This is a genomic window from Clavibacter sp. CT19 (assembly GCF_027858075.1).
GTDB classification, from domain to species: Bacteria; Actinomycetota; Actinomycetes; order Actinomycetales; family Microbacteriaceae; genus Clavibacter; species Clavibacter tessellarius_A.
Genome location: NZ_JAQHYR010000006.1, coordinates 70124 through 90379, shown reverse-complemented (window position 1 = coordinate 90379; position 20256 = coordinate 70124). Strand labels below are relative to the sequence as shown.

General features: G+C 74.2%; 23 protein-coding genes and 1 pseudogene. 14 read left to right on the top strand and 10 right to left on the bottom strand.

Annotated elements, in window-relative coordinates; genetic code table 11:
- Positions 1-27: 27 nt before the first annotated feature.
- Complete coding sequence (locus PED38_RS08740) at positions 28-2184, top strand: iron ABC transporter permease (protein ID WP_270980894.1); 2157 nt, start codon at positions 28-30, stop codon at positions 2182-2184.
- A gap of 12 nt (positions 2185-2196) precedes the next feature.
- Here PED38_RS08740 and PED38_RS08735 read toward each other — a convergent pair whose 3' ends face one another.
- Positions 2197-2850 (bottom strand): HAD family hydrolase, encoded by a 654-nt coding sequence (locus PED38_RS08735; protein ID WP_270980893.1) that lies wholly within the window; start codon positions 2848-2850, stop codon positions 2197-2199.
- A gap of 63 nt (positions 2851-2913) precedes the next feature.
- On the opposite strand from PED38_RS08735, the gene PED38_RS08730 reads away from it, so the two are divergent.
- Entirely contained in the window at positions 2914-3156 is a 243-nt protein-coding gene (locus PED38_RS08730; protein WP_270980892.1) for a hypothetical protein, read from the top strand.
- Positions 3157-3545: 389 nt separating this feature from the next.
- Here PED38_RS08730 and PED38_RS08725 read toward each other — a convergent pair whose 3' ends face one another.
- From PED38_RS08725 to PED38_RS08700, 6 genes are all read right to left on the bottom strand, one after another.
- Positions 3546-4172, bottom strand: coding sequence for a hypothetical protein (locus tag PED38_RS08725; protein ID WP_270980891.1), 627 nt, complete (start codon positions 4170-4172; stop codon positions 3546-3548).
- Positions 4173-4436: 264 nt separating this feature from the next.
- Positions 4437-5009: a GNAT family N-acetyltransferase gene (locus PED38_RS08720; protein WP_063072094.1), complete on the bottom strand. Its 573-nt coding sequence runs from the start codon at positions 5007-5009 to the stop codon at positions 4437-4439.
- 152 nt (positions 5010-5161) lie between these two features.
- Complete coding sequence (locus PED38_RS08715) at positions 5162-5578, bottom strand: putative immunity protein (RefSeq protein WP_270980890.1); 417 nt, start codon at positions 5576-5578, stop codon at positions 5162-5164.
- Between the two features lie 73 nt (positions 5579-5651).
- On the bottom strand, positions 5652-6164 hold the full coding sequence (locus PED38_RS08710) for a GNAT family N-acetyltransferase (RefSeq protein WP_270980889.1): 513 nt from the start codon (positions 6162-6164) through the stop codon (positions 5652-5654).
- A 50-nt stretch (positions 6165-6214) separates the two neighbouring features.
- Complete coding sequence (locus PED38_RS08705) at positions 6215-7300, bottom strand: phosphotransferase (RefSeq protein WP_270980888.1); 1086 nt, start codon at positions 7298-7300, stop codon at positions 6215-6217.
- A gap of 54 nt (positions 7301-7354) precedes the next feature.
- Complete coding sequence (locus tag PED38_RS08700; protein WP_270980887.1) at positions 7355-7696, bottom strand: transcription initiation protein; 342 nt, start codon at positions 7694-7696, stop codon at positions 7355-7357.
- Between the two features lie 183 nt (positions 7697-7879).
- Between PED38_RS08700 and PED38_RS08695 the strand changes: the two genes are divergently transcribed.
- Positions 7880-8386 carry a hypothetical protein gene (locus tag PED38_RS08695; RefSeq protein WP_063072088.1) on the top strand — a complete coding sequence of 169 codons (507 nt, stop codon included), beginning with the start codon at positions 7880-7882 and terminating at the stop codon, positions 8384-8386.
- Between the two features lie 6 nt (positions 8387-8392).
- Here PED38_RS08695 and PED38_RS08690 read toward each other — a convergent pair whose 3' ends face one another.
- Positions 8393-9241, bottom strand: a complete 849-nt coding sequence (locus PED38_RS08690; RefSeq protein ID WP_270980886.1) for a helix-turn-helix transcriptional regulator — start codon at positions 9239-9241, stop codon at positions 8393-8395.
- A 355-nt stretch (positions 9242-9596) separates the two neighbouring features.
- On the opposite strand from PED38_RS08690, the gene PED38_RS08685 reads away from it, so the two are divergent.
- Positions 9597-10976 (top strand): NAD-dependent succinate-semialdehyde dehydrogenase, encoded by a 1380-nt coding sequence (locus tag PED38_RS08685; RefSeq protein WP_270980885.1) that lies wholly within the window; start codon positions 9597-9599, stop codon positions 10974-10976.
- Positions 10977-11023: 47 nt separating this feature from the next.
- Here the strand turns inward: PED38_RS08685 and PED38_RS08680 are convergent, their stop codons facing one another.
- A complete protein-coding gene (locus tag PED38_RS08680; RefSeq protein ID WP_175345514.1) occupies positions 11024-11194 on the bottom strand; it encodes a hypothetical protein in 171 nt (56 codons plus the stop codon).
- A 341-nt stretch (positions 11195-11535) separates the two neighbouring features.
- Between PED38_RS08680 and PED38_RS08675 the strand changes: the two genes are divergently transcribed.
- The 9 genes and pseudogenes from PED38_RS08675 to PED38_RS08640 all read left to right on the top strand — a co-directional run bounded on the left by PED38_RS08675 (position 11536) and on the right by PED38_RS08640 (position 17856).
- Positions 11536-12720 carry a cobalamin-independent methionine synthase II family protein gene (locus PED38_RS08675; protein WP_270980884.1) on the top strand — a complete coding sequence of 395 codons (1185 nt, stop codon included), beginning with the start codon at positions 11536-11538 and terminating at the stop codon, positions 12718-12720.
- Positions 12721-12757: 37 nt separating this feature from the next.
- Positions 12758-12958: a hypothetical protein gene (locus tag PED38_RS08670; RefSeq protein ID WP_270980883.1), complete on the top strand. Its 201-nt coding sequence runs from the start codon at positions 12758-12760 to the stop codon at positions 12956-12958.
- Positions 12959-12997: 39 nt separating this feature from the next.
- Positions 12998-13066, top strand: a pseudogene (locus tag PED38_RS15920) (Fic family protein); the annotation flags it as partial.
- 309 nt (positions 13067-13375) lie between these two features.
- Complete coding sequence (locus tag PED38_RS08665; RefSeq protein WP_175345513.1) at positions 13376-13549, top strand: aureocin A53 family class IId bacteriocin; 174 nt, start codon at positions 13376-13378, stop codon at positions 13547-13549.
- Positions 13550-13634: 85 nt separating this feature from the next.
- Positions 13635-14243, top strand: a complete 609-nt coding sequence (locus PED38_RS08660; RefSeq protein ID WP_063072082.1) for a PH domain-containing protein — start codon at positions 13635-13637, stop codon at positions 14241-14243.
- Positions 14233-15729 carry a PH domain-containing protein gene (locus PED38_RS08655; RefSeq protein WP_063072081.1) on the top strand — a complete coding sequence of 499 codons (1497 nt, stop codon included), beginning with the start codon at positions 14233-14235 and terminating at the stop codon, positions 15727-15729. The genes PED38_RS08660 and PED38_RS08655 overlap by 11 nt, the downstream gene beginning before the upstream one ends.
- Positions 15726-16625: an ABC transporter ATP-binding protein gene (locus tag PED38_RS08650; protein WP_270980882.1), complete on the top strand. Its 900-nt coding sequence runs from the start codon at positions 15726-15728 to the stop codon at positions 16623-16625. Before PED38_RS08655 ends, PED38_RS08650 begins: the two co-directional genes overlap by 4 nt.
- A complete protein-coding gene (locus PED38_RS08645; protein WP_270980881.1) occupies positions 16622-17500 on the top strand; it encodes a hypothetical protein in 879 nt (292 codons plus the stop codon). The genes PED38_RS08650 and PED38_RS08645 overlap by 4 nt, the downstream gene beginning before the upstream one ends.
- Before the next feature lie 53 nt (positions 17501-17553).
- Positions 17554-17856: a hypothetical protein gene (locus tag PED38_RS08640; protein WP_063072078.1), complete on the top strand. Its 303-nt coding sequence runs from the start codon at positions 17554-17556 to the stop codon at positions 17854-17856.
- A gap of 33 nt (positions 17857-17889) precedes the next feature.
- On the opposite strand, the gene PED38_RS08635 is transcribed toward PED38_RS08640, so the two are convergent.
- Positions 17890-18564, bottom strand: coding sequence for a TetR/AcrR family transcriptional regulator (locus tag PED38_RS08635; RefSeq protein WP_270980880.1), 675 nt, complete (start codon positions 18562-18564; stop codon positions 17890-17892).
- 141 nt (positions 18565-18705) lie between these two features.
- Between PED38_RS08635 and PED38_RS08630 the strand changes: the two genes are divergently transcribed.
- Positions 18706-20247 carry a DHA2 family efflux MFS transporter permease subunit gene (locus PED38_RS08630; protein WP_270980879.1) on the top strand — a complete coding sequence of 514 codons (1542 nt, stop codon included), beginning with the start codon at positions 18706-18708 and terminating at the stop codon, positions 20245-20247.
- Positions 20248-20256: the final 9 nt, after the last annotated feature.

Below are 20256 nucleotides of genomic sequence, written 5' to 3'. Positions count from 1 at the left end.
GCGCGCCCGACCCGCCCTCCCCATCCGATGACCGCTCCCGCCCGCACCGCGCCCCCGCCGGCCGACGCGCCTCCCGCGCGCCCGGCGGAGTCGGCGATGCCGGCCCCCGTCCCGTCGCTCGCCGCCGTCGTGCGCGCCGACGGGGCCGGCCGGATCCCGGTGCGGGCCGTCGCGGTCGTCGGCTTGCTGGTGCTCGTCGTGGCGGTGCTCGCGGTGGTCGACGTCACCCAGGGCACCGCCGCGGTCGGACCCCGTGAGGTGGGGGAGGCGCTCCTCGGCCGCGCGACGCCGGGCGACGCGTCCGTCGTGGTCGCGTCGCGGCTGCCGCGCATGGCGGCCGGGATCCTCGTGGGACTCGCCCTCGGCGCGGCCGGCGCCGCGCTCCAGACGGTGAGCCGCAACGTGCTCGCCTCGCCCGACACGCTCGCGGTGAACGCGGGCGCCTACGCGGCCCTCGCGGTCGCGGGCGTGACAGGGCTCACGCTCCCGGTGATCGCGGGCGCGGGCGTCGCGTTCGTCGGCGGGCTCGTCGCGGCGGCGGTCGTGCTCGCGGTCTCGGGCCTCGGAGCCGGCACCGTGCGCCTCGTGCTCGCGGGCAGCGCGCTCGCGCTCGGCCTCGGATCCGTGACCAGCGCGCTCCTCCTCCTGTTCCCGCAGCGGACCGGCGGCCTCTACCGCTGGGGCCAGGGCGGCATCGGCCAGAACGGCTTCGACGCGGTCGCCCAGATGGCGCCCGTCGTGGTCGTGGCGCTCGCGCTGCTGCTCCTCCTCACACGTCGGCTGGATGCGCTCGGGCTCGGCGACGACGCCGCCCGCAGCCTCGGCGTCGACGTGCGGGCGACCCGCGTGGTCGCCGTGCTCGCCGCCGTGCTGCTCTCCGCCGCGGCCGTGACGGTCGCCGGGCCCATCGGCTTCGTCGGCCTCTACGCGCCCGCGTTCGCGCGGCCGCTACGCCGGCTCGTCCCGGGCGTCCGCCGCTCGTGGGTGTTCATCCCCGTCGCCGGGCTGATGGGCGCCGCCGTCGTGCTGCTCGCCGACGTGCTGCTGCGCGCGGTCGTCGGCGCCGAGGCGTCGGTGGCCGTGCCGACCGGCCTCGTCACGTCCCTCATCGGCGCGGTCGTGCTCGTCGTGCTGGCCGTGCGCACCCGCGACAGCGCGGCGCCCGCGCCGACCGAGCGGCGCGGCGTCGTCACCCGCGGCCGCGTCGCGCTCGTGGTCGGCGCGCTCGTGGCCGTGCTCGCCGCGTCGCTCGTCGCGGCCGTGCTCCTCGGCGACGCGAAGCTGCTCCTCGGCGACGTCGTGAACGGGATCCGCGGCAACGCCGGCCCCATCGTCAGCTACGTGCTCGACACCCGCGTGCCCCGCGTGCTCGCCGCCGTGCTCGCGGGCGCGGCGCTCGCGCTCGCCGGCGTGCTCGTGCAGGCCGTGACACGGAACCCGCTGGCGGACCCGGCGATCCTCGGCGTCTCCGGCGGCGCGGGCCTCGGCGCGGTGCTGTTCGTGACGAGCGTGCCGCTCGCGGCCGGCTGGGGCATCGCCGGCGCGGCCGGGCTCGGCGCGCTCGCGGCCGCCGGCGTCGTGTTCGGGCTGGCCGCGCGCGGCGGCTTCCCGCAGAACCGGCTGGTGCTCATCGGCGTCGGCGTCTCGGCGGGCACGGCCGCGGCCATCAGCCTGATCATCGTGCTCACCGACCCCTTCAACGCGGCGAAGGCGCTCACCTGGCTCTCCGGATCCACCTACGGCCGCGGCTTCGACGACGCCCTGCCCGTGCTCGTCGCGCTCGTGCTCGGGGTGGCGCTCGCGGCCCCGCGGCACCGGATGCTCGACCTGGTCGCCCTCGACGACGACACCCCGCGCCTCCTCGGCGTCTCGCTCGGCCGCGCGCGCCTGCTCGCCCTCTCGATCGCGGTCGTGCTCACGGCGACGGCCGTCGCGGCGGTGGGCGTGATCGGGTTCGTCGGCCTGGTCGCGCCGCACGCGGCCCGCGCGCTCGTCGGCTCGCGGCACGCGCGCGTGGTGCCCGTCGCGATCCTCCTGGGCGCCGCGCTCGTGACCCTCGCCGACCTGCTCGGCCGCACCGTGATCGCCCCGGCCCAGCTCGGCGCGGGCCTCGTGACGGCCCTCGTCGGCACGCCGTACTTCGTGTGGCTGCTGTGGCGCGGGCGGGCGGCGCGGGGGCGGTAGGGGCGGATCCGGTCAGGCGGCGGCGCGGATCGCGCGGGCCACCGCGGCGAGCACGTCGGCGGGGTCCTGACCCTGGAGCGTCGGCGACCAGGCGGCCGTCCAGGGGCGTCCGTGCGTCACCCACGCCGTCGCGAGGCCCACCGCGCGGCCCCCGGCCATGTCGGCCTCGATGTCGTCGCCGACCATCCAGGTGGTGCGCCCCGGTCCGGCGATCTCGCGGGTGGCCGCGAAGATCCGCGCGTCGGGCTTCTTCACGCCCAGCGCGCCTGAGATCACGCTGCCGGTCACGAGGTCGGCGAGCCCGGTGCGGTCGATTGTGGCCCGCTGCTGCCACGCGTCGCCGTTGGTCACGACGACGAGCGACTCCCCGAGGTCGGCGAGCTCCCGCAGCCGTGCCACGACGCCCGGGTAGCAGTCGTTCCGGGCGACGACCTCGCGGCGCAGCGTGGCGACCAGGCCGTCGACGTCGGAGCCGGCCGCGGGGAACCGGTCGACGATCCGCTGCGCGAGCACCTCGCGGGGCGTGCGTCCGCGGCCGTCGGCGTGGAGCAGCCACTCCTCGTCCGCGGCATCGCCGCCCCACGCGGGCACGGCCTCGGCCGCCCAGCGCGCGAAGGCGCCCGAGCGATCGACGAGGGTGTCGTCGAGGTCGAGGAGGACGGGCATGCTGGGACCCTAGGGGACGCACGCCGTGGATGCACCGGCGCGCGCGGATCGGCAGGGGGCCCGATGCAGGAGCAGAGGTCGTCGGCGGCCGGGTCGCGCCGGATCCGCACGACGCAGCGCGTGATGATCGTGGCCTTCGCGTCGCTCGCGGTCGCGCAGGTCGCGGTCGCGGTCGGGGTGCTGGCGCTCATGGCGGCGGACGGCACGGAGGGGAACGGCGCCCTCGGGGTCGTGATGCTCATCGGTGCCGCCGTCTCCGTGACCCTCTCGATCCTGTTCGCCGTCGCCCTCCGCCGCTCGCGCTGAGCGTCGGTCCACCGCCACGCGGGGCGGGGGGGGGCATCCGTCGGCGCCGGTCCACCTGTTCACGACCCACCCCACGGCCGAGGGCTCGTCGACGAGTCCGTCCGCCCAGTCGACGGCCAGCGAGACGGTCGGGCCGTCGGGGTCGCCGATCTCGTTGGCGAATACCGCAGATGCCAGGCTCTGCGCGTCGTTCGGCGAGAAGCACTTGGCGAGGTCCTCGAGCATCCAGCGTCGACCGACGACCTGGGGGGAGTAGGACGCCCGGTACAGGATCACGGCGGAGCCGTCCGCGCGAGCCTGGCCGGCCACCCATGACTTCCGCGGGACCAGACCCGGGTTCGCCGAGAAGCGCGCGCGGATCGAGTCGACGAACACGTCTCCGTCGACCGTCACGGGACGTCCTGCCCGATGGACATCGGCTCATACGACCACGAGGTGGAGGTGGAGGTGGGCGATCCCTCGGAGAGGCGAGTCGTGGACGGCTTCTTCACTCCGATCGCGAGGTCGACCCAGGAGGGGCAGGCAAGCGCTCCGTCCGGGTTCAGGCAGTACGCCGTGATTATGCCGACCTCTTCACCGCCCAGAGCGACGCCATACCAATCGCTCTTTCCGACGGCTTTGTTGACCACTCTGACTTCTCGGGAGTCCGTAACCGTGCAGCTCTCTTCGTCAGTGCACGTGATTTCATTCGCGTAAGCTGTGTAGCGCCTATCTTCCCCCTCGTCGACCCCGCCATCCGGATTCTTCAAGACAAAGCCGATTGAGTTCTTGCTGAAGATCGCGTGACGCTTTTGGGTTTTGGTCCAACCGAAGCCGGCGACACCGTCATAAGTACCTTGGCGGAGGATGATGGTCCGACCAGCGGCAGCGGTCTCGGTTCCCACAATCGTCGCCCCATCCGCCGCAGAGGCCGATGTGGCGACCACGAGCCCGGATCCACTCAACAGACCGATGAGGCCCGCCGTCATCGCTGCTGCCCGAACAGTTCGTGACATGCGATTCGTGTTATTTCCCATGATTCCCCTCATCCTTCGAGCTCATCACTCTTCCGGCTATCTCCCGGCCGCGCGACCAGTCGCACGGCAGGAGGCCTCTCGCCAGTTCCACGCGATCGTTCGGCCGCAATCGGATATCGATCTATAGATCACGCTAAGGGCGCGGATTGCCCGGGTCGACCGCGCACGGCGCATGTGGCAGATGTGGTATTCGCGCGCGCCATGCGGAGGGACGATCGAGGCCTGCATCGTCGACGGCGCTGTGCCTTCGTAGCCCACCTGAACTCACTCCAGCGGCTGCACGTAACGCCGGCACACGTGCACGCGCCGGAACCGCGCCCGCAGCTCCGCCTCGCGCTCGATCGGCGCATGGAGGAGCGCCTGCACCGGCCGGCCGAGGCCGTCGGGGGTCGTGAAGCCGGTCGTGTCGTCACCCTCGCCCACGTAGACGTGCAGGTAGCGGGTCTCCTCGACGAAGCCGACGCGGCGGTACCACGCGTTCGCGGCCGGATCCTCGCGGGTCCAGGCGTCGAGCTCGGTGGCGCCCGTCCCGGCGAGGAGCGGGAGAGCCGCCTCGAGGAGGGTCGTGGCGATGCGTCGGCCCCGGTGGTCGGGGTGGACGGCGATCGCGTCGATGGTCGCGAGGGCACCCTCGACGCCGATGTCGAGGACCCCGACGATCGTGCCGTCCGGGTCCTCGGCGACGAGCGCGACGGACGGTTCGGCCGGATCCGGGCGCGAGGCCAGCGCGTAGTCGAAGTACTGCGTGTCGAGGAACGAGAGCGCCCGGCAGCGGAGCCAGCCGGTCTCGTCGGCGGGGGAGTAGGCGCGGACGGTGGGCGCGGGGTGAGCGGGCATGCGGGGTCCTGTCGTCGAAGCGCGCCGAGCGGGATCCGCCGGGCGCGGGTGGGATGGGAGCGGAGCGGGAGCCGGTGCTCATCTCGACGACATGCCTCCACCGTGGCCGATGCGCGCACCGCGCGCAAGGACGGGCGGCGGATGCGCGCGGCTCAGCCGAAGACGTACGCCGCGAAGCCCGCGGGCACGCTCGCGCGCTGCCGCTCCAGCTCCGCGACGAGCTGCTCGCCCGCCAGCGCCTTCCGCGTGTACCGCGGGATCTCGCGGCTGTGCCCCGCCATGTGCGCCACGGCCGCCGCTTGTCCGACGGCTCGGGCGACCGCCGTCGCCTCCGCGGACTCGGCGTCGCGGGCCGCGGCGTGGCAGCCGAAGGCGAGCGTGCGCATCACGCCGACCCCGAGCGTCCCGCCCGCGAAGGCGGCGGCTCCGTCGAGGGCGTCCCGCAGCCGGCCGTCGTCCGGGCGCTCGGCGGAGAAGACCGGCAGGAGCCGGACACCGCAGGCAGCCGCCCAGACGATCAGCCGCCTCCGGTCCGCCTCGGGGAGCGTCAGGTCGGCATCGTCGATCACGCGTCCAGCGTTCCACACGGGCGTCGCGGGCTCGCGGGTCGGGCCCCGTCGCGAGCGCCGTCCCTGCCACCCGTCAGCCCAGCGCGCGCCCCATCTGGATCCGTCGCCCGAGCCGGTCGAGCCCGAGCCCCGCCTCCGTCTCCACGAGGCCCAGGTGGAACGGCGTCGCCGGCGGCTCCTCCACGAACCCGGCGCGGGCGTAGGCGGGCGCGTTCCACGGGACGTCGGCGAAGGTGCGCAGCGTGATCCGCCGATGCCCGCGCCGCCGCGCCTCCTCGGCCGCCGCCTCCACGAGCGCTCCACCGTGGCCCCGGCGCCCGTGCTCGGGCGGCACGGCCACCTGCTCCAGGTGCGCGAGGCCGTCAGCCTCGAGGACGTGCGCGAAGCCGACGAGGGCGGGCGCGTCCGCGGCCGCGTCCTCCGCGACCAGCAGGAACCCGTGTTCGGCCGCGCGCTCCGCCCCGGTCGGCGCGGGCCACCACGCGGCGGGGCTGAGCAGCTCCACGAGGATCCGGTCGGCCCGGTCCTCGATCCCCTGCAGCGCGGCGAGGTCATGGGCGGCGGCGGGGCGGATCCGGGTGGGCATGCCGCGAGCGTATGCGGGCGGGCGGGCGCCGTCCGGCCGACTCGAGGGCGTCAGCCGAGCACGCGCCCCGCCGACGCGAGCAGCACGTCGAGCAGCGCCGTCAGCTCCGCCTGCGCGCGCTCCGGCGGTTCGTCCGGCAGGCTGCCGCGGCGCATCGCGGATCCGGCGTCGAGCGCGACCACGAGGTCGGCCGCGAGCTTCCAGCGCAGCGCGATGGCGGCGTCGAGGCCGTGGCGCACGGCGTCCGGCGGCACGGTCCCGCCCGCCGCGCGGATCCCCTCGGCGTGGCGGTCGACCGCCTCGTCGAGCACCGAGGACATGTCGACGACCGACGCATCGCCCCGCCGCACCGAGGAGAACAGCAGCGACGCGAGGTCGGCGCCGACCGGGCCCGGCCCCACCGACTCCCAATCGATGAGCACGATGCCGCCGCCGTCGACGAACACGTTCGCGCCGGTCGCGTCGTGGTGGCAGAGCGTCCGCGGCAGCGCCTCGAGCGCCGCGCGCACGCGGTCCTGATGCGCGAGGAGGCGGGCGGCGGCCGGGATCCGCTCACCGAGCGCCGCGGCCGCACGTGGTCCGGGAGCGGCGAGAGCCCGCGCGCCGGCGGCGGCCGCCTCGGGCTGCGCGTGCCGGTCGATCCAGCCCGTGAAGAGCCACGGATCCTCCGGCGGCCGCCCGAGCCACCGCCCGCCGAGCGCACCCAGCGCCTCCGCGGCGTCGAGCAGCGCGGCCCGGTCCAGCGGGCGCGCGCCCCGGTGCCGCACCTCCTCGAGCCACAGGGTCACGCCGCCGTCCGCGTCGCGAGCCGCCCCATGCGCGCGCGGCGCCCGGATCCCCGGCGGCAGCCCGCCGAGCAGCCCCGACCGGTAGGCGGCCAGCTCCCGCGCGCCGTTCGCCACGAGGTACGGGACGGCGAGGTGCGGCCCCTCCGTCCGCTTCTCGACGAGCGACCACGGCACCCGCGCGCCGCCCGCCGCGAGCACCGCCTGCCCGCGGACCCGCGTCACGGCCCGGTGCGCGAGGAACGCGTCGTACTCCAGCGGCTCCCGGCGCACGTCCACCAGCGCGGCCACCGGCCGCCCGAGGAGGTCGGCGACGGCGTCCCCCAGCCCCGCGTCCCGTCCGTCGTCCATGCCCCGACGCTAGCGGCGTGCCCGTCGCACCGACCGGCGCTCCGGCCGCTGACCTCAGCTCTCCGGGTCGTCCCCGAACGCGCGCACCTCCTGGGCGCACCGGCACGCGGCCGCCATCCGCGCCGCCCACGCGTACGCGGACTCCCGGGTCGGCAGGTCGAGGATCGCGTAGCCGCCCTCCAGCCGACCCGTCCCCGGGTGTGCGCCCGGGGACACGGATCCGTCGGCCGCCACCCGCACGGGCGGGACGGTCCCGTCGATCCCGCCGCCGAACACCCACACGCCTTCGGCCTTCGCCTCCCGCACGACCGCGTGCGACTCCTCCACCACCGCCTGCCACTCGCCGTCCGGCACGTCCATCTCCCCGCTCGGGAAGGAGATCAGCCACTTCGTCATCGGTCCTGCTCCTCGCCGTCGTCCGTGCCCAGAAGCCAACCACCTGTGAGGAGTTGGACGACCGACCAACGACCGCCCGGATCCCGTGCGCTCCGCCCTCCCGCCCTGCACTCTCTTCCTCGTCAGCACCACCGACACGCACCGCTCGAACGATCCATGATCCTGAGGAAGAGGAACAGACCCATGAGCAAGCTCACGTCGACGACCACCCGCATCGCCGCCACCGCAGCCCTCGGAGGCGGCATGATCGCCGCCCTCGGCGGCTTCGCGGCGGCTCCCGCCCTGGCCGCGGAGGCCCCCGCGCCCGACCCCAAGACCAGCGCCGCCACCAGCCCCATCACCGGCAGCGTCACGCTCGACCCGGTCGCGATCGTCAACGCGATCAACGTCGCCGTGAACGACCAGCGCGACCGCAACGGCGCCGTCCAGGCCGCCCTCGACGTCGGCTACTACAACGCCGGCAACCCCGACCGCCTCACGGTCGCCGTGGTGAACAAGAACCAGGACATCTACGTGGAGGGCGCCATCGCCGACGCGAAGCCGATCGCCATCAAGGGCGGCAGCTACGTCATCTACTGGTTCAACGGACCGGGCAAGGTCACGAACAACGGCGACGGCGGGTTCCTCAACTGGGGCGTCCTCGGCAACAGCGTGAAGAACGGCAACGTCATCAGCATCAACGGCGGCTGATCCCCGTCACGGCTCCGTCGGCGCCCCGTCATCCCCTCGGGATGGCGGGGCGTCCGTCGTCCCGCCCTCGATCATGAGCGGCGGCTCGGCGCGGTGGATGCGGTGGGCGCGCCGCGTGCGGATCACCCCGCGCACGAACGCGACCGACACCAGCGCCGTGCGGTTGGGCGCGTTCCACGTGCGCATCAGCCGGCCGAGGTGCCAGGCGACGGCCTGCCGGCTGTAGGAGGTGGCGCGCGCGATCTCGTCGTTGGACATCCCGTGCGCGGTGAGCGCGAGCATCCGCTCCTGCACGTGGTCGAGGTCGGGGGCGCGCGCGACCAGGTCGAGCTCGACGTCCTCGTCGGCGCGCGGAGGATCCGCGACCACCGCGCGCGATGCCGCCGCCACGCGCGAGCGGTGCCCCATCCACGACTCCACCCAGCACGTGCAGAGCTCGTGGGCGACGTGCGACGCGCGGGCCATGGCGACGATGAGCACGCCGCGCCGTTCGGCTGCGGCGGCGTGCATCACGAGCGCGAAGACCCGGAGCGCGGGGAGCGCGGCGCGGAGGGCGACGGACAGCTCGACGTCCGTCCGCGTGGCGTTCCGCCCGGCGTCCTCGCGGAGGGCGTCGAGGCACGCGGGCGGCAGCGGTCGGCCGTGCTCGACGGACGCGAGGGCGTACGGCAGCACCAGGGGCACGACCTCCGCGTAGCGCATGCGCAGCCAGTCCCGGCCGGCCGGATGCACGTCCTCGAGCGGGCAGCTCAGCAGGAGCTCGAGGAACTCGTCGACGCGGGCGTCCAGTCCGAGGCCCAGCGGCTGGCCGGGGCGCAGCATCCGGCCGCGGTCGGTCTCCCGTGCCTCGCCCATCGACTCCCCTCGGATACGCGGTGCGCGCCCCCGAGACGTCCGCACCGCGCCCCCATCGTGCGCTCACCCGGTATACGAGCGGTGGACGCCTCGTGTCCCATCGGATGACGGGGGCCGATCCGACCGCCCGCTCCTCGAGCGGACCCGGGGCGCGGATCCCCGGCCCCGCCACGACGGTGCCACGACCGGCGGTCGCTCCTCAAGGCGTTGACGGGGACGGCCATCCGTGCAAAGCCGACGCCGCGTGAGGTTTCGAGCGTCGTCCCGCGGACCCGACGCCCTGTCGCGCGGCCACCCGCTCGATATCGTGGGCCCCACCCGCGTCACCCGTGCGGGGTCTCGAGGAGGAGCACCCATGAGCAGCTACGCCGTCACCGATCCGACCACCGGCGAGACCGTCGCCGAGCATCCCGAGATCACCGACCCGGAGCTGCAGGACGCGATCGCCGTCGCCGAGGGCGCCTACCGCGGCTGGTCGCGCCGCACCTCCGTCGCCCAGCGCGCCGCGCTCGTGGCCCGCGTCGCCGAGCTGCACACGGAGCGCCGCGACGAGCTGGCGCGGATCATCGTGCGCGAGATGGGCAAGCCCCTCGACCAGGCGCTCGGCGAGGTCGACTTCGCGGCCGACATCCTCGGCTACTACGCCCGGAACGCCGAGGATTTCCTGGCCGACGAGCCGATCGCGCTCGCCGACGGCACCGGATCCGCGTTCGTGCGCCGCTCGGGCCTCGGTGTGCTGCTCGGGATCATGCCGTGGAACTTCCCGTACTACCAGGTGGCCCGGTTCGCCGGTCCCGCCATCGTGACCGGCAACACGATCCTGCTGAAGCACGCGCCGCAGTGCCCGGAGTCGGCCGAGGCGATCGAGCGCATGTACCGGGATGCGGCGGCGGAGCTCGGCGCCGACCCGGGCGTCTACGGGAACGTGCTCGCGACGAACGCGCAGATCGAGGGCGTCATCGCGGATCCGCGCGTGCAGGGCGTCTCCGTCACGGGATCCGAGCGGGCGGGCGCCGCCGTCGCGGAGATCGCGGGCCGGCACCTCAAGAAGGTCGTGCTGGAGCTGGGCGGATCCGACCCTTTCATCCTGCTGTCGACCGACGACCTCGACGCCGTCGTCGCGGATGCGGTGGCCGCGCGCCTCGACAACAACGGCCAGTCCTGCAACGGCGCCAAGCGCTTCCTCGTGATCGACCACCTCTACGACGACTTCGCCGCGCGCTTCACGGCCGAGCTCACGGCCGCCCAGCCCGCGGATCCGATGGCCGACGGCACCCTGCTCGGCCCGCTCGCCTCGCACGCCGCCACCGAGCGCCTCACCGAGCAGCTGGCCCGCGCGGTGGACCAGGGCGCCACCGTGCTCGCGAGCGGCGAGCCCGTCGGCAACATGTTCCCGCCCGCGGTGCTCGCCGACGTGACGCCCGAGATGGACGCCTACCGCGAGGAGTTCTTCGGCCCGGTCGCCGCGCTCTACCGCGTCTCCTCCGAGGCGGAGGCGGTGGCGCTCGCCAACGACACCCCGTTCGGCCTCGGCTCCTACGTCTACACGACGGATCCGGAGCAGGCGCTGCGCGTGGCCGACGGCATCGACGCCGGCATGGTCTGGGTGAACCTCGTGCTCGGCGACGCCGCCGAGCTGCCCTTCGGCGGCGTGAAGCGCTCGGGCTCGGGCCGCGAGCTGGGCCGGCACGCGGTCGACGAGTTCGCCAACCGGAAGCTGATCCGCATCGCGTGATCGGGCGGCCGCGCTGCCGGGCCGGGTGGGGAGGGCGGCGCGGCGCGTCAGGGGTTCGCGGGGGAGGGCCGCGCCGCCGGGTCCGCGAGCAGCAGCTGCCGGAACCGGAGCCCGCCCACCGTGAGGACCGCGAGGACAGCGGTCGCGATGCACGCGGAGCCGAGGGCGACGACGCCGCAGACGAGGGGGAGGTCGTGCGGATCCACCGCTCGCCGCATGCTCGATCTCCTTCGTCGCGCGCCGGGAGCGCTGCCGTCCGGATGGAGGCTAGGCACGGGGGCGGGGATCGGCGCCCGACCGTCCACATGCACGGGTCCGGGCCGGCGCGCGGGCGGTGGATCGGCCCGCGCATGTCGCGGTGTGACGGACCCGTCGCGACGCCGCGAGCGCCAGGGCGCGCCGTCCGCCAGGCTGGTCGCGTCGCGTCGTCGCGTCGTCGCGCCGCGTCGCGATGTCGCGCCGAGCACGACCGCGCCGAGCACGACCGCGCCGACCGCGCCCGACCCGACCCGCCCCACCGCACCCGCCCGCCCGCCACGCCCCACCCCGAGGAGCCCGCATGACCGACCGCATCCCGACCACGCACGCCGGCAGCCTGCCGCGCTCGCCGGAGCTGACCCGCCTGCTCGTCGCGCGCGACCAGGGGCGCCCGTTCGACGCGGCCGAGCTCGCGGAGGTCACCGCGTCGTCCGTCGCCGACACCGTGCGCCGCCAGCTCGAGACCGGCCTCGACATCGTGAACGACGGCGAGGTGCCGCGCGTCGGCTTCTCGACCTACGTGCTCGAGCGGATCGACGGGTTCGGCGGCGCGGGCCACCGCAAGCCCACGCTCGACTCGATCAAGTTCCCCGACTACGCCGCGTTCCAGGCGAAGCAGATCGTGGAGGGGGCGGACGTGGCGCGGGTCTGGGATCCGCCGGTCGCGCAGGGCCTCCTCGCGTACGACCCGACGCTCGCGGGCATCACCGAGGACCTCGACGGCTTGGACCGCGAGCTCGCCGTGCAGGCCGACCGCGGCCTCCGCCCCGCCGGCACGTTCTTCTCCGCCGCGACCCCGGGGATCGTCTCCACGACCCTGCTGCTCGACGCCGCGAACCCGCACTACGGCGACGACCGCGCCTACGTCTTCGCGCTCGCCGACCAGCTGAAGCTCGAGTACGACGCGATCGCCGCGCGCGGCCACACCCTCCAGATCGATGCGCCCGACCTCGCGATGGAGCGGGTGATCCAGTTCGGCGACGCCACGCTCGAGGAGTTCCTCGCCGCGGTCGACCTGCACGTGGATGCGCTCAACCACGCGATCCGCGACATCCCGCGCGAGAAGGTGCGCCTGCACGTGTGCTGGGGCAACTGGCAGGGCCCGCACCAGGACGACGTGCCCGTCGACGTGCTGCTCCCGCACCTGTACCGGGCGAACGTGGGCGCGTTCAGCATCCCGCTCGGGAACCCGGCGCACCAGCACGAGGCGCCCGCGTTCCGCGCCCACCCGCTGCCGGGCGGCGCCGTCCTCATCCCCGGCGTGGTGGACGTGACCACCAACTACCTGGAGCACCCGCAGGTCATCGCCGACCGGATCCTCGCGGTCGTCGACGCGGTCGGCGACCCGACCCGCGTGATCGCCGGCACCGACTGCGGCCTCTCCACGTTCGCGAGCTACGAGTTCGTCGCGACCGACGTGGCGTGGGCGAAGCTCCGGGCGCTCGTCGCGGGCGCGGAGATCGCGTCGCGGCGCGCGTTCGGGTGAGGGGGCGCGAGTCGTCCCTGGCGATGATGCCGCTGTCGTGCACATCACCGACGCCCTCGCCGCGCTGGCGCCTGCCGATGAGCGGATCGGGACGCGCGGCCAGCACCTGAACCACCTGCTCATCCGATCGGAGAGCATCTCGTCGTCATGCATCGAGGGCGATCGCGTCACGCCTGAGCGCCTCGCGATCGCCGAGCTGATGCACCACGGCTCGCGGGTGGCCTCGACGTCATCGTGAACGTGCGCGCGACCGAGGACGCGATCGACGCTCTCGCCGATCGCGCATGCGCAGTTCGAGACGACCCACGGCTTCAGCGACGGCAACGGCCGCACCGGGCGGGCGCTGACCACACGGCCCTCCGCGCCGGCCGCATCGCCGAGCGGGTCGGCGTCGTCGGCACGGCGGAGGCCTTCGCGGACTTCGTCGAGAGGTTGGGCGACGACGTCCGGGGCAGGGCATCCGAGACTTTCGTATCGCTTCGCGCGCCTCGCGTTGCGGAAGTCGAGACCTCTGGGCTTAGCTCGGAGCGCCCGGCCTCAATAGCTTCGTGACCACGCCGGGTCGGATTCCGATCCACCCGGAATCAGAGTCGACTCCTGTGCACGCGTCTGGACGGTCCATCGATCATGCACGTAGAAGAAAGCGAAGCAGCATATGTGGTCATTCGTCGCCAAGGTCCTCGCCCAGGCATGGAAGTACGGCGCCTCCAAGGTCGCCGCCGTCGCCAAGTGGGTCCAGTCCAACTGGGCTCAGGTGCAGAAGTGGATCTCCCGTGGCCTGTCGGTCTCCTCGATCATCGAGCTGATCCTCAACATCCTCGGGTTGTAGTCCCTGACGGACGCCCCCGGGTCGCAGTCGACCCGGGGGCCTCCGCCTCCCACCACAACCACCAGCAGCGTGCCGACGACGTACCGTGGCCATCGAGAGCGACCAGGAGGTGACCCTCGGCATGGACGACACGCTGCACCTGCCCGGGGACGGCGAGCCGACCGCCGACGGCGGCCGCGATCCGCGCCCGCTCCACCCCAGCTCGGTGCTGCCGGCATCCGGGTCGCCGGGCGTCGCGCGTCTCCCGCGATCCGCCGCCCTCTACTGGAGCACCCATTCGGTCCTCGGCGCCGTCGGCGTCCTGGCCGTCGTCCTGCCCCTGGTCCTGTGGCTCGGGGGTCGCGGCGCGCTCGAGACCGCGGCATGGATCGCGGTGCCCGTCGTCGCCGTCCTCACGCTCGTGGACGTCCTCGTCCTGAACCCGCTGCGGCTCGCGAACTGGTCGTACACGGTCACCGCGGACGCCGTCTACATCGCCCGAGGTCGGTTCGTCCGGACCTCGCTCGTGATGCCCACCGCGCAGGTCCTCAACGTGGAGATCGCCGAAGGTCCGCTCCTCCGCGCGTTCGGCATGGTCCGCGTGCGGTTCGTCTGCATCGGCGACGGCCCCGTGATCGGGCCCGTCCTCCCGGGCGAGGCGGAGGCCCTGCGTCGGCGCGTGATGGGCACGTGGGAGCCCCGCGATGCGGCCTGACCGCGACGCGACGACCTTCCGCGACTCGCCGCGGTTCATGGCGGCGGACCTCGCGGGTCATCTCCCCAGCTACCTGACGCTGGTCCTCGCGACCCTCGTCTGGGTCCCGCAGGCCGAGCCGTGGGTCGGCCGCCTCGTCATCCCGCTCCTGATCGCGCTCGGCGCCTACCGGCTCATGGAGCCCGTCTACCGCTGGGCGACCGTGCGCTACGAGGTGACGGGGACCGAGGTCCGGATGTGGTCGGGTGTGATCGACGCCCGCTCGCGCGTCCTCCCGTGGGGCTCGATCTCCGCGGTCGAGACCGAGAGCACCTGGGCCCTGCGGATCTTCGGGCTGCACCGGGTCACGGTCACGCAGGCAGGTGACGCCTCCACCCGGATCGTCTTCCGCGGGGTCGACGCGCCGACGCACCGCTCGCTCCTCGCTCGAGTGCGGCCCGTCGCCGGTGACGCGCCGTCCGGTCCCGCGTCCGTTCCCGCTCCCCCGTCCGCCCGGCCCGACGACCGGGAGCGCACGATCTACGCGGCCTCCTGGCGCGACCTCGTCGCCGTCACCTTCCTGCACGCGCGATTCGTCGTCCTCGCGCCCACGCTCGTGGCATCGGTGTGGGAAGTGCTGCAGACGGCCGGGGCCGACGTGCCGCTCGCTGACGCTGCGGGCGGGATCAGCCCGGTCCTGGTGGCCGCGATCGTCGCGGTCGTCGTCGCCGCGCTCGCGACCGTCGCGACGGCGGTCCAGTACCGGGGCTTCCACGTGGGCACGACGCCGGCGCACGACCTGGTGATCAGGTACGGGCTCATCGAGACGCGCGAGCGGAACATCAGCGCCCACGCGCTGGCGGGGGTCGTCGTGCAGCGCAACCTCCTGGAGCAGGTCCTGGGCCGCGCTCGGCTCTCGCTGCTGACGACGGACTCCGGTGCCCAGCTCGGCACGAACCTCATCCTCCCGACCCTGCCGCGGTCCACCGTCGCGGCGATCCTGCGCGAGCACTTCCCCGACCAGGCGGCGGCCGCGGCCTCGCTCGTGACGCCGGGCCCGGTCGTCCGTAGCGGCGTCACCGCTGCGGTCATGGGCTCCATCGGTGCGGGTGCCGCGCTCGTCGCGACGGCCGCCGGGACCACGCTCGCTGCCGGCGTCCTCATCGGGCTGGGCGTGATCCTGCTGTCCTCCGCGCTGTTCCGCCAGCTCGCGTCGAGGCTCGCGTTCGACGCAGCGACCGACCAAGTCGCCGTCACCTCGCACGTCGTCCAGGAGCGGCGCACCTTCGTCTCGGCCCTCGCCGTGCACACGGTTGCATCGGTCCGCCCGGCGGGATCGGCGGACGGCACGTGGACGTTCGCCTCCCTCCGCATGTACGCGGGCTCGCCGCGGCGGCTCACCGCGGCACGCTGCCGCGAATCCGACCTGCACGCGCTCTCCCGCGCGCTCGTGCAGGCGTCCCCCCGCATCGCCCGCACGAAGAGAGAGGCCAGGGCCGCACGATGATCGAGATCGCGAACGTCTCCAAGAGCTACGGCGGCACCACCGTGCTCGACGACGTCTCCCTCCGCGCGCGCGACGGGGAGGTCACCGGGTTCATCGGCCACAACGGAGCGGGCAAGTCGACCGCGATGCGCATCGTCCTCGGCCTCACCCGTGCGGACGCCGGCGAGGCCCGGATCGACGGCGAGCGCCACGTCCAGGCGCGACGCCCGGCAGCGCAGGTGGGAGCTCTCCTCTCCGCGGACGGGCTCCCGCCGCGCATGACCGCGCGCGGACTGCTGGACTACGCGTGTCGCACGCAGGGCCGGCCCCGGGGTCGCGCCGAGGAGCTCATCCGCATGGTCGGCCTCGAGGAGGTCGGGAGCAAGCGCATCGGGGCGTACTCGCTCGGCATGAAGCAACGGCTGGGCATGGGCTTGGCGCTGGTCGACGACCCCCGGAACCTCGTGCTCGACGAGCCGGTCAACGGGTTGGACCCGAACGGCGTCCTCTGGCTGCGCGACCTCCTGCGGATCCACGCCGACCGCGGCGGCTGCGTCCTCCTGTCCTCCCACCTCATGAGCGAGCTGTCGCTCGTCGCCGACCGCGTCGTGATCCTCGCCCACGGTCGCGTCGTCCGCGAGGGCCGCCTGGACGAGCTGGGGGGCGACGGGTCCTCGCGCGTTTACGCCGAGTCCCCCGCGCCGGAGCGCCTCGCCCAGGCTCTGACGGCCGCGGGCTTCCCGCCGCAGCGCGAGGGCCGCGGCGTCATCGTCCACGGGGTCGGCTCGACGCGCGTCGCGCAGATCGCGTATGAGTCCGGGGCGGGCCTCAGCCACCTGAGCACGCCGGGGACGTCGCTCGAGGACGTCTTCCTGTCCACCACCGGCACGACCGCGGAGAGGGAGGTCGCGTCATGAGCGCGTCGCACGGTACCGCCACCGCCACCGCCACCGCCACCGCCACCGCCACCGCCACCGCCACCGCCACCGCCACCGCGTCACGCGGCCAGCGCTGGGCGCACGTCGCGTCCGCGGAGCTGCACCGCAGCGTCCAGCGAGGAGCGCTGCGGGGCGGCCTGATCTGGGCGGCGGGGCTCGCGCTGCTGGCCGGGGCCGGCGCCCGCGCCTTCACGGGCGCGTTCGCCGATCCGACCGCGGATGGCGCCGCGCTCGTGCTCACGCTGCCGATCGAGCTGGCGGCCACGGTCTTCGGGGTCGCCTTCGCCCTCGCCGTCCTCGGGAATGCCAGCCGGGACACGACGGACGGGACGGTCCTCACCTCCCTGGCGCTCGTGCCGCGGCGGGGCCGGCTGCTCTCGGCGCGCGCCGTGGCGCCGACGGCCCTGGGGGCGCTGGGGGTGCTGGGCGTCGCCGCCGTGCTCGCCGCCGTGCACCTGATCGCGGACGGGCCCTCGCCCGCGACCGTCTCCGCCCTCCTGGTCGCCACGGCCGTGGCGACCCTCACGACAGCGGCGGTCGTCCTGCTGGTCTTCCTCACCGCCACGGTCCTCCGGCGCGGTGCCGCAGCGATGGCCGTCTTCATGCTCGTCGTGCTGGTGCTGCCGATCGCCGTCTCGGTGCTCACGGTGGTGGGACCGGTCCCGCTCCGAGGCCCCGCCGACGTCCTCCTCGCCGTCCTCCCCGGCACGCTCGCCCTGAAGGCGATGAGCACCGCGACGATCGCCGCGGAGGGCCCCGCGACCGTCCTCGCGGGCCTGGCGGGCCTCGTCGCCTGGTGCGGTGCCGCCGGCCTGCTGGCCGCGCGGGCTCTCGCCCGTGAGGGCGACGGCTGATCCGTGCCCCCCATTCCACCCCCACCCGCAACGACTACCGATGAAGGAGCACCATGACCTCCCTGCTCGAGGACACCCCCCGCTGGCTGCTCTACGCGGGTCTCGCCGCGATGCTGCTCGTCCACATGTTCGTCCTGTCCAACCGCCGGCACGCGTGGCCGGGGGCCGTCTTCCCCGTCGCCTGGGTCGTCCTCTTCGCCGTGCTGGCGGGGACGGGGCAGCCGATCGGCCCGCGCGAGATCCTCTCCGGCGCGATCGTGCTGGGCCTCCTCGTGTTCCTCTGGGTGTCGATGCGCCGCAGCCGCGCGGCGAGAATCGCCCGCGGACGCGAGCGCCCGGCGGGCGAGGCGGGCTGAGGCCGTCGTCCGGCCGGGTGATCCTCGGTCGCCTCAGGCCGCGCCGCTGCCCGCGATGTCGCGGAGGCGACGGCGCACCGCCGCGTGGGAGGCGACCAGGGTCGCGTCGAGGCCGGCCGTGCGCGCATCCGCCCACTCGTCGAAGGCCGCGCGCACCGCGACGCCCGCGAGCTCGGTGACGAGGCGCGCCTCCTGCGCGGTGATGCGTCCGCCGAACGCCGTCGTGATCCTCTCGGCCAGCTCCCACGAGCGCGCCGCGTCGAGCGACACCGCCGTCGACCGCAGCTGCGGCTCGGCCGCCATGAGCCGTCGCACGCGCAGCTGCTGGTGCGCGATGGCGGAGAGGTCGCCGTCGAGGCTGGCGAGCACGCGCTCGTAGACGGCCTCGAGCTGGGGGAGCGGCGCGGATCCGCGGTCGACGTCGGCGAGCCAGGCGTCGAGCGGCGCGTCGAACACCGGGTGCAGGGTGAGGACCGACTCCTCCTTGCTCGGGAAGTAGCGGAAGCAGGTGCGGTCGGAGACGCCCGCGGCCTGCGCGATGTCGTGGATGGTGGTGGCCGCCATGCCGCGCTCCTCGAAGAGCGCGAGCGCGGCCTCGCTGATCTCGGTGGTCGTCGCCATGCGGCGCCGTTCGCGGAGGCCAGCGGCGCCGGTGCCCGCGGCGCCGGTGCCCGCGGTGGTCGTGGCCGTGTCGCTCAGCGTGCCCATCCGGTCGCCTGCCTCTCGAACATCCCGCCGGTCGGATCCGACGAATCTGTCATATACTGCCACATGGTCCGAGTCTGACATCGAGACCGTCCCGGCCCCGCACCGTCGCGCGCGCCCCGCCTTCCACTCCCGGAGATCCCCATGAGCACGCCGCCCGCCGCCGACACCCGGCGCGACGCCACCCCGCCCTCCGAGGCGACCGTCCCCACCGCCGGCCGCGCCGCCGCCGACCGCCCCGTCGCCCCCGAGGACGAGCGCCTGCCGCACGGCGCCCCGCTCGTCATCGGCCTGCTCGTGGTCGCCGCGTTCGTCGTCATCCTCAACGAGACGATCATGAGCGTCGCCCTGCCGAGCCTCATGGTCGACCTGTCCATCACCACCGCCACCGCGCAGTGGCTCACGACCGGCTTCATGCTCACCATGGCGGTCGTGATCCCCGCGACCGGCTTCATCCTGCAGCGCTTCACCACGCGCCAGGTCTTCGGCGCCGCCATGACGCTGTTCTCGATCGGCACGCTCATCGCCGCCATCGCGCCCGGCTTCGGCGTGCTGCTCGTCGGCCGCATCGTGCAGGCCAGCGGCACGGCCATCATGATGCCGCTGCTGTTCACGACCGTCCTCAACCTCGTGCCTGCCGCGCGCCGGGGCCGCCTCATGGGCGTCATCTCCATCGTCATCGCGGTCGCGCCGGCGATCGGGCCGACGGTGTCCGGCCTCATCCTCAGCTCGCTGTCGTGGCGCTGGATGTTCTGGATCGTGCTGCCCATCGCCGTCATCGCGCTCTCGCTCGGACTCTGGAAGATCACGAACCTCACGACCCCGCGGAAGCTCCCGTTCGACATCCGCTCCGTCGTGCTCTCCACGCTCGCGTTCGGCGGCCTGATCTTCGGCCTCTCGAGCCTGGGCGAGTCCGCCGAGGGCAACGCGCCCCTGCCGCTGTGGATCCCGATCGTCGTCGGAGTCGCCGCGCTCGCCGCGTTCATCGCCCGCCAGATCGGCCTGCAGCGCGAGGACCGCGCCCTCATGGACCTCCGCACGTTCCGCAGCCGCGCGTTCGTCGTGGCCGTGATCATGGTGAGCGTCAGCATGATGGCGCTGTTCGGCAGCCTCATCGTCCTGCCGCTCTACCTGCAGAACGTGCTGGAGCTCGGCACGCTCGAGACCGGCCTGCTGCTGCTCCCCGGCGGCGCGCTCATGGCGATCCTGTCGCCCATCGTCGGCCGCCTGTTCGACCGCGTCGGGCCGCGCCCGCTCGTGATCCCCGGTGCCGTCGTCGTGAGCATCGCCCTCTGGGGTATGACCACGATGCTGCACGAGGGCACGTCCATCGGCTGGGTCATCGCGGTGCACCTGGTGCTCAACGCGGGCCTCGCGTTCATGTTCACGCCGCTGCTCACCTCGGCCCTCGGATCCCTGCCGCCGCGCCTCTACTCGCACGGCAGCGCGACCGTCTCCACGATGCAGCAGCTCGCGGGCGCCGCCGGCACGGCGCTGTTCGTCACGGTGCTCACCACGACGACCGTCGCGGGCGTCGCCGACGGCCAGTCCGAGGTCACGGCCACGGCGGCCGGCGTGCAGGCGGCCTTCATGATCGGCGGCTTCATCTCCCTCGCCGCCGTCGCCGCGTCGTTCTTCGTGCGCCGTCCGGCGGAGGCGCTGCCGGAGGGTGTGGCCGCGCACTAGGCGCCGTCC

Coding starts and splice junctions, on each gene's coding strand:
- PED38_RS08740 (WP_270980894.1), top strand. CDS start 28: ATGACCGCTCCCGCCCGCACCGCGCCCCCGCCGGCCGACGCGCCTCCC.
- PED38_RS08735 (WP_270980893.1), bottom strand. CDS start 2,850: ATGCCCGTCCTCCTCGACCTCGACGACACCCTCGTCGATCGCTCGGGC.
- PED38_RS08730 (WP_270980892.1), top strand. CDS start 2,914: ATGCAGGAGCAGAGGTCGTCGGCGGCCGGGTCGCGCCGGATCCGCACG.
- PED38_RS08725 (WP_270980891.1), bottom strand. CDS start 4,172: ATGGGAAATAACACGAATCGCATGTCACGAACTGTTCGGGCAGCAGCG.
- PED38_RS08720 (WP_063072094.1), bottom strand. CDS start 5,009: ATGCCCGCTCACCCCGCGCCCACCGTCCGCGCCTACTCCCCCGCCGAC.
- PED38_RS08710 (WP_270980889.1), bottom strand. CDS start 6,164: ATGCCCACCCGGATCCGCCCCGCCGCCGCCCATGACCTCGCCGCGCTG.
- PED38_RS08705 (WP_270980888.1), bottom strand. CDS start 7,300: ATGGACGACGGACGGGACGCGGGGCTGGGGGACGCCGTCGCCGACCTC.
- PED38_RS08700 (WP_270980887.1), bottom strand. CDS start 7,696: ATGACGAAGTGGCTGATCTCCTTCCCGAGCGGGGAGATGGACGTGCCG.
- PED38_RS08695 (WP_063072088.1), top strand. CDS start 7,880: ATGAGCAAGCTCACGTCGACGACCACCCGCATCGCCGCCACCGCAGCC.
- PED38_RS08690 (WP_270980886.1), bottom strand. CDS start 9,241: ATGGGCGAGGCACGGGAGACCGACCGCGGCCGGATGCTGCGCCCCGGC.
- PED38_RS08685 (WP_270980885.1), top strand. CDS start 9,597: ATGAGCAGCTACGCCGTCACCGATCCGACCACCGGCGAGACCGTCGCC.
- PED38_RS08680 (WP_175345514.1), bottom strand. CDS start 11,194: ATGCGGCGAGCGGTGGATCCGCACGACCTCCCCCTCGTCTGCGGCGTC.
- PED38_RS08675 (WP_270980884.1), top strand. CDS start 11,536: ATGACCGACCGCATCCCGACCACGCACGCCGGCAGCCTGCCGCGCTCG.
- PED38_RS08665 (WP_175345513.1), top strand. CDS start 13,376: ATGTGGTCATTCGTCGCCAAGGTCCTCGCCCAGGCATGGAAGTACGGC.
- PED38_RS08655 (WP_063072081.1), top strand. CDS start 14,233: ATGCGGCCTGACCGCGACGCGACGACCTTCCGCGACTCGCCGCGGTTC.
- PED38_RS08650 (WP_270980882.1), top strand. CDS start 15,726: ATGATCGAGATCGCGAACGTCTCCAAGAGCTACGGCGGCACCACCGTG.
- PED38_RS08645 (WP_270980881.1), top strand. CDS start 16,622: ATGAGCGCGTCGCACGGTACCGCCACCGCCACCGCCACCGCCACCGCC.
- PED38_RS08640 (WP_063072078.1), top strand. CDS start 17,554: ATGACCTCCCTGCTCGAGGACACCCCCCGCTGGCTGCTCTACGCGGGT.
- PED38_RS08635 (WP_270980880.1), bottom strand. CDS start 18,564: ATGGGCACGCTGAGCGACACGGCCACGACCACCGCGGGCACCGGCGCC.
- PED38_RS08630 (WP_270980879.1), top strand. CDS start 18,706: ATGAGCACGCCGCCCGCCGCCGACACCCGGCGCGACGCCACCCCGCCC.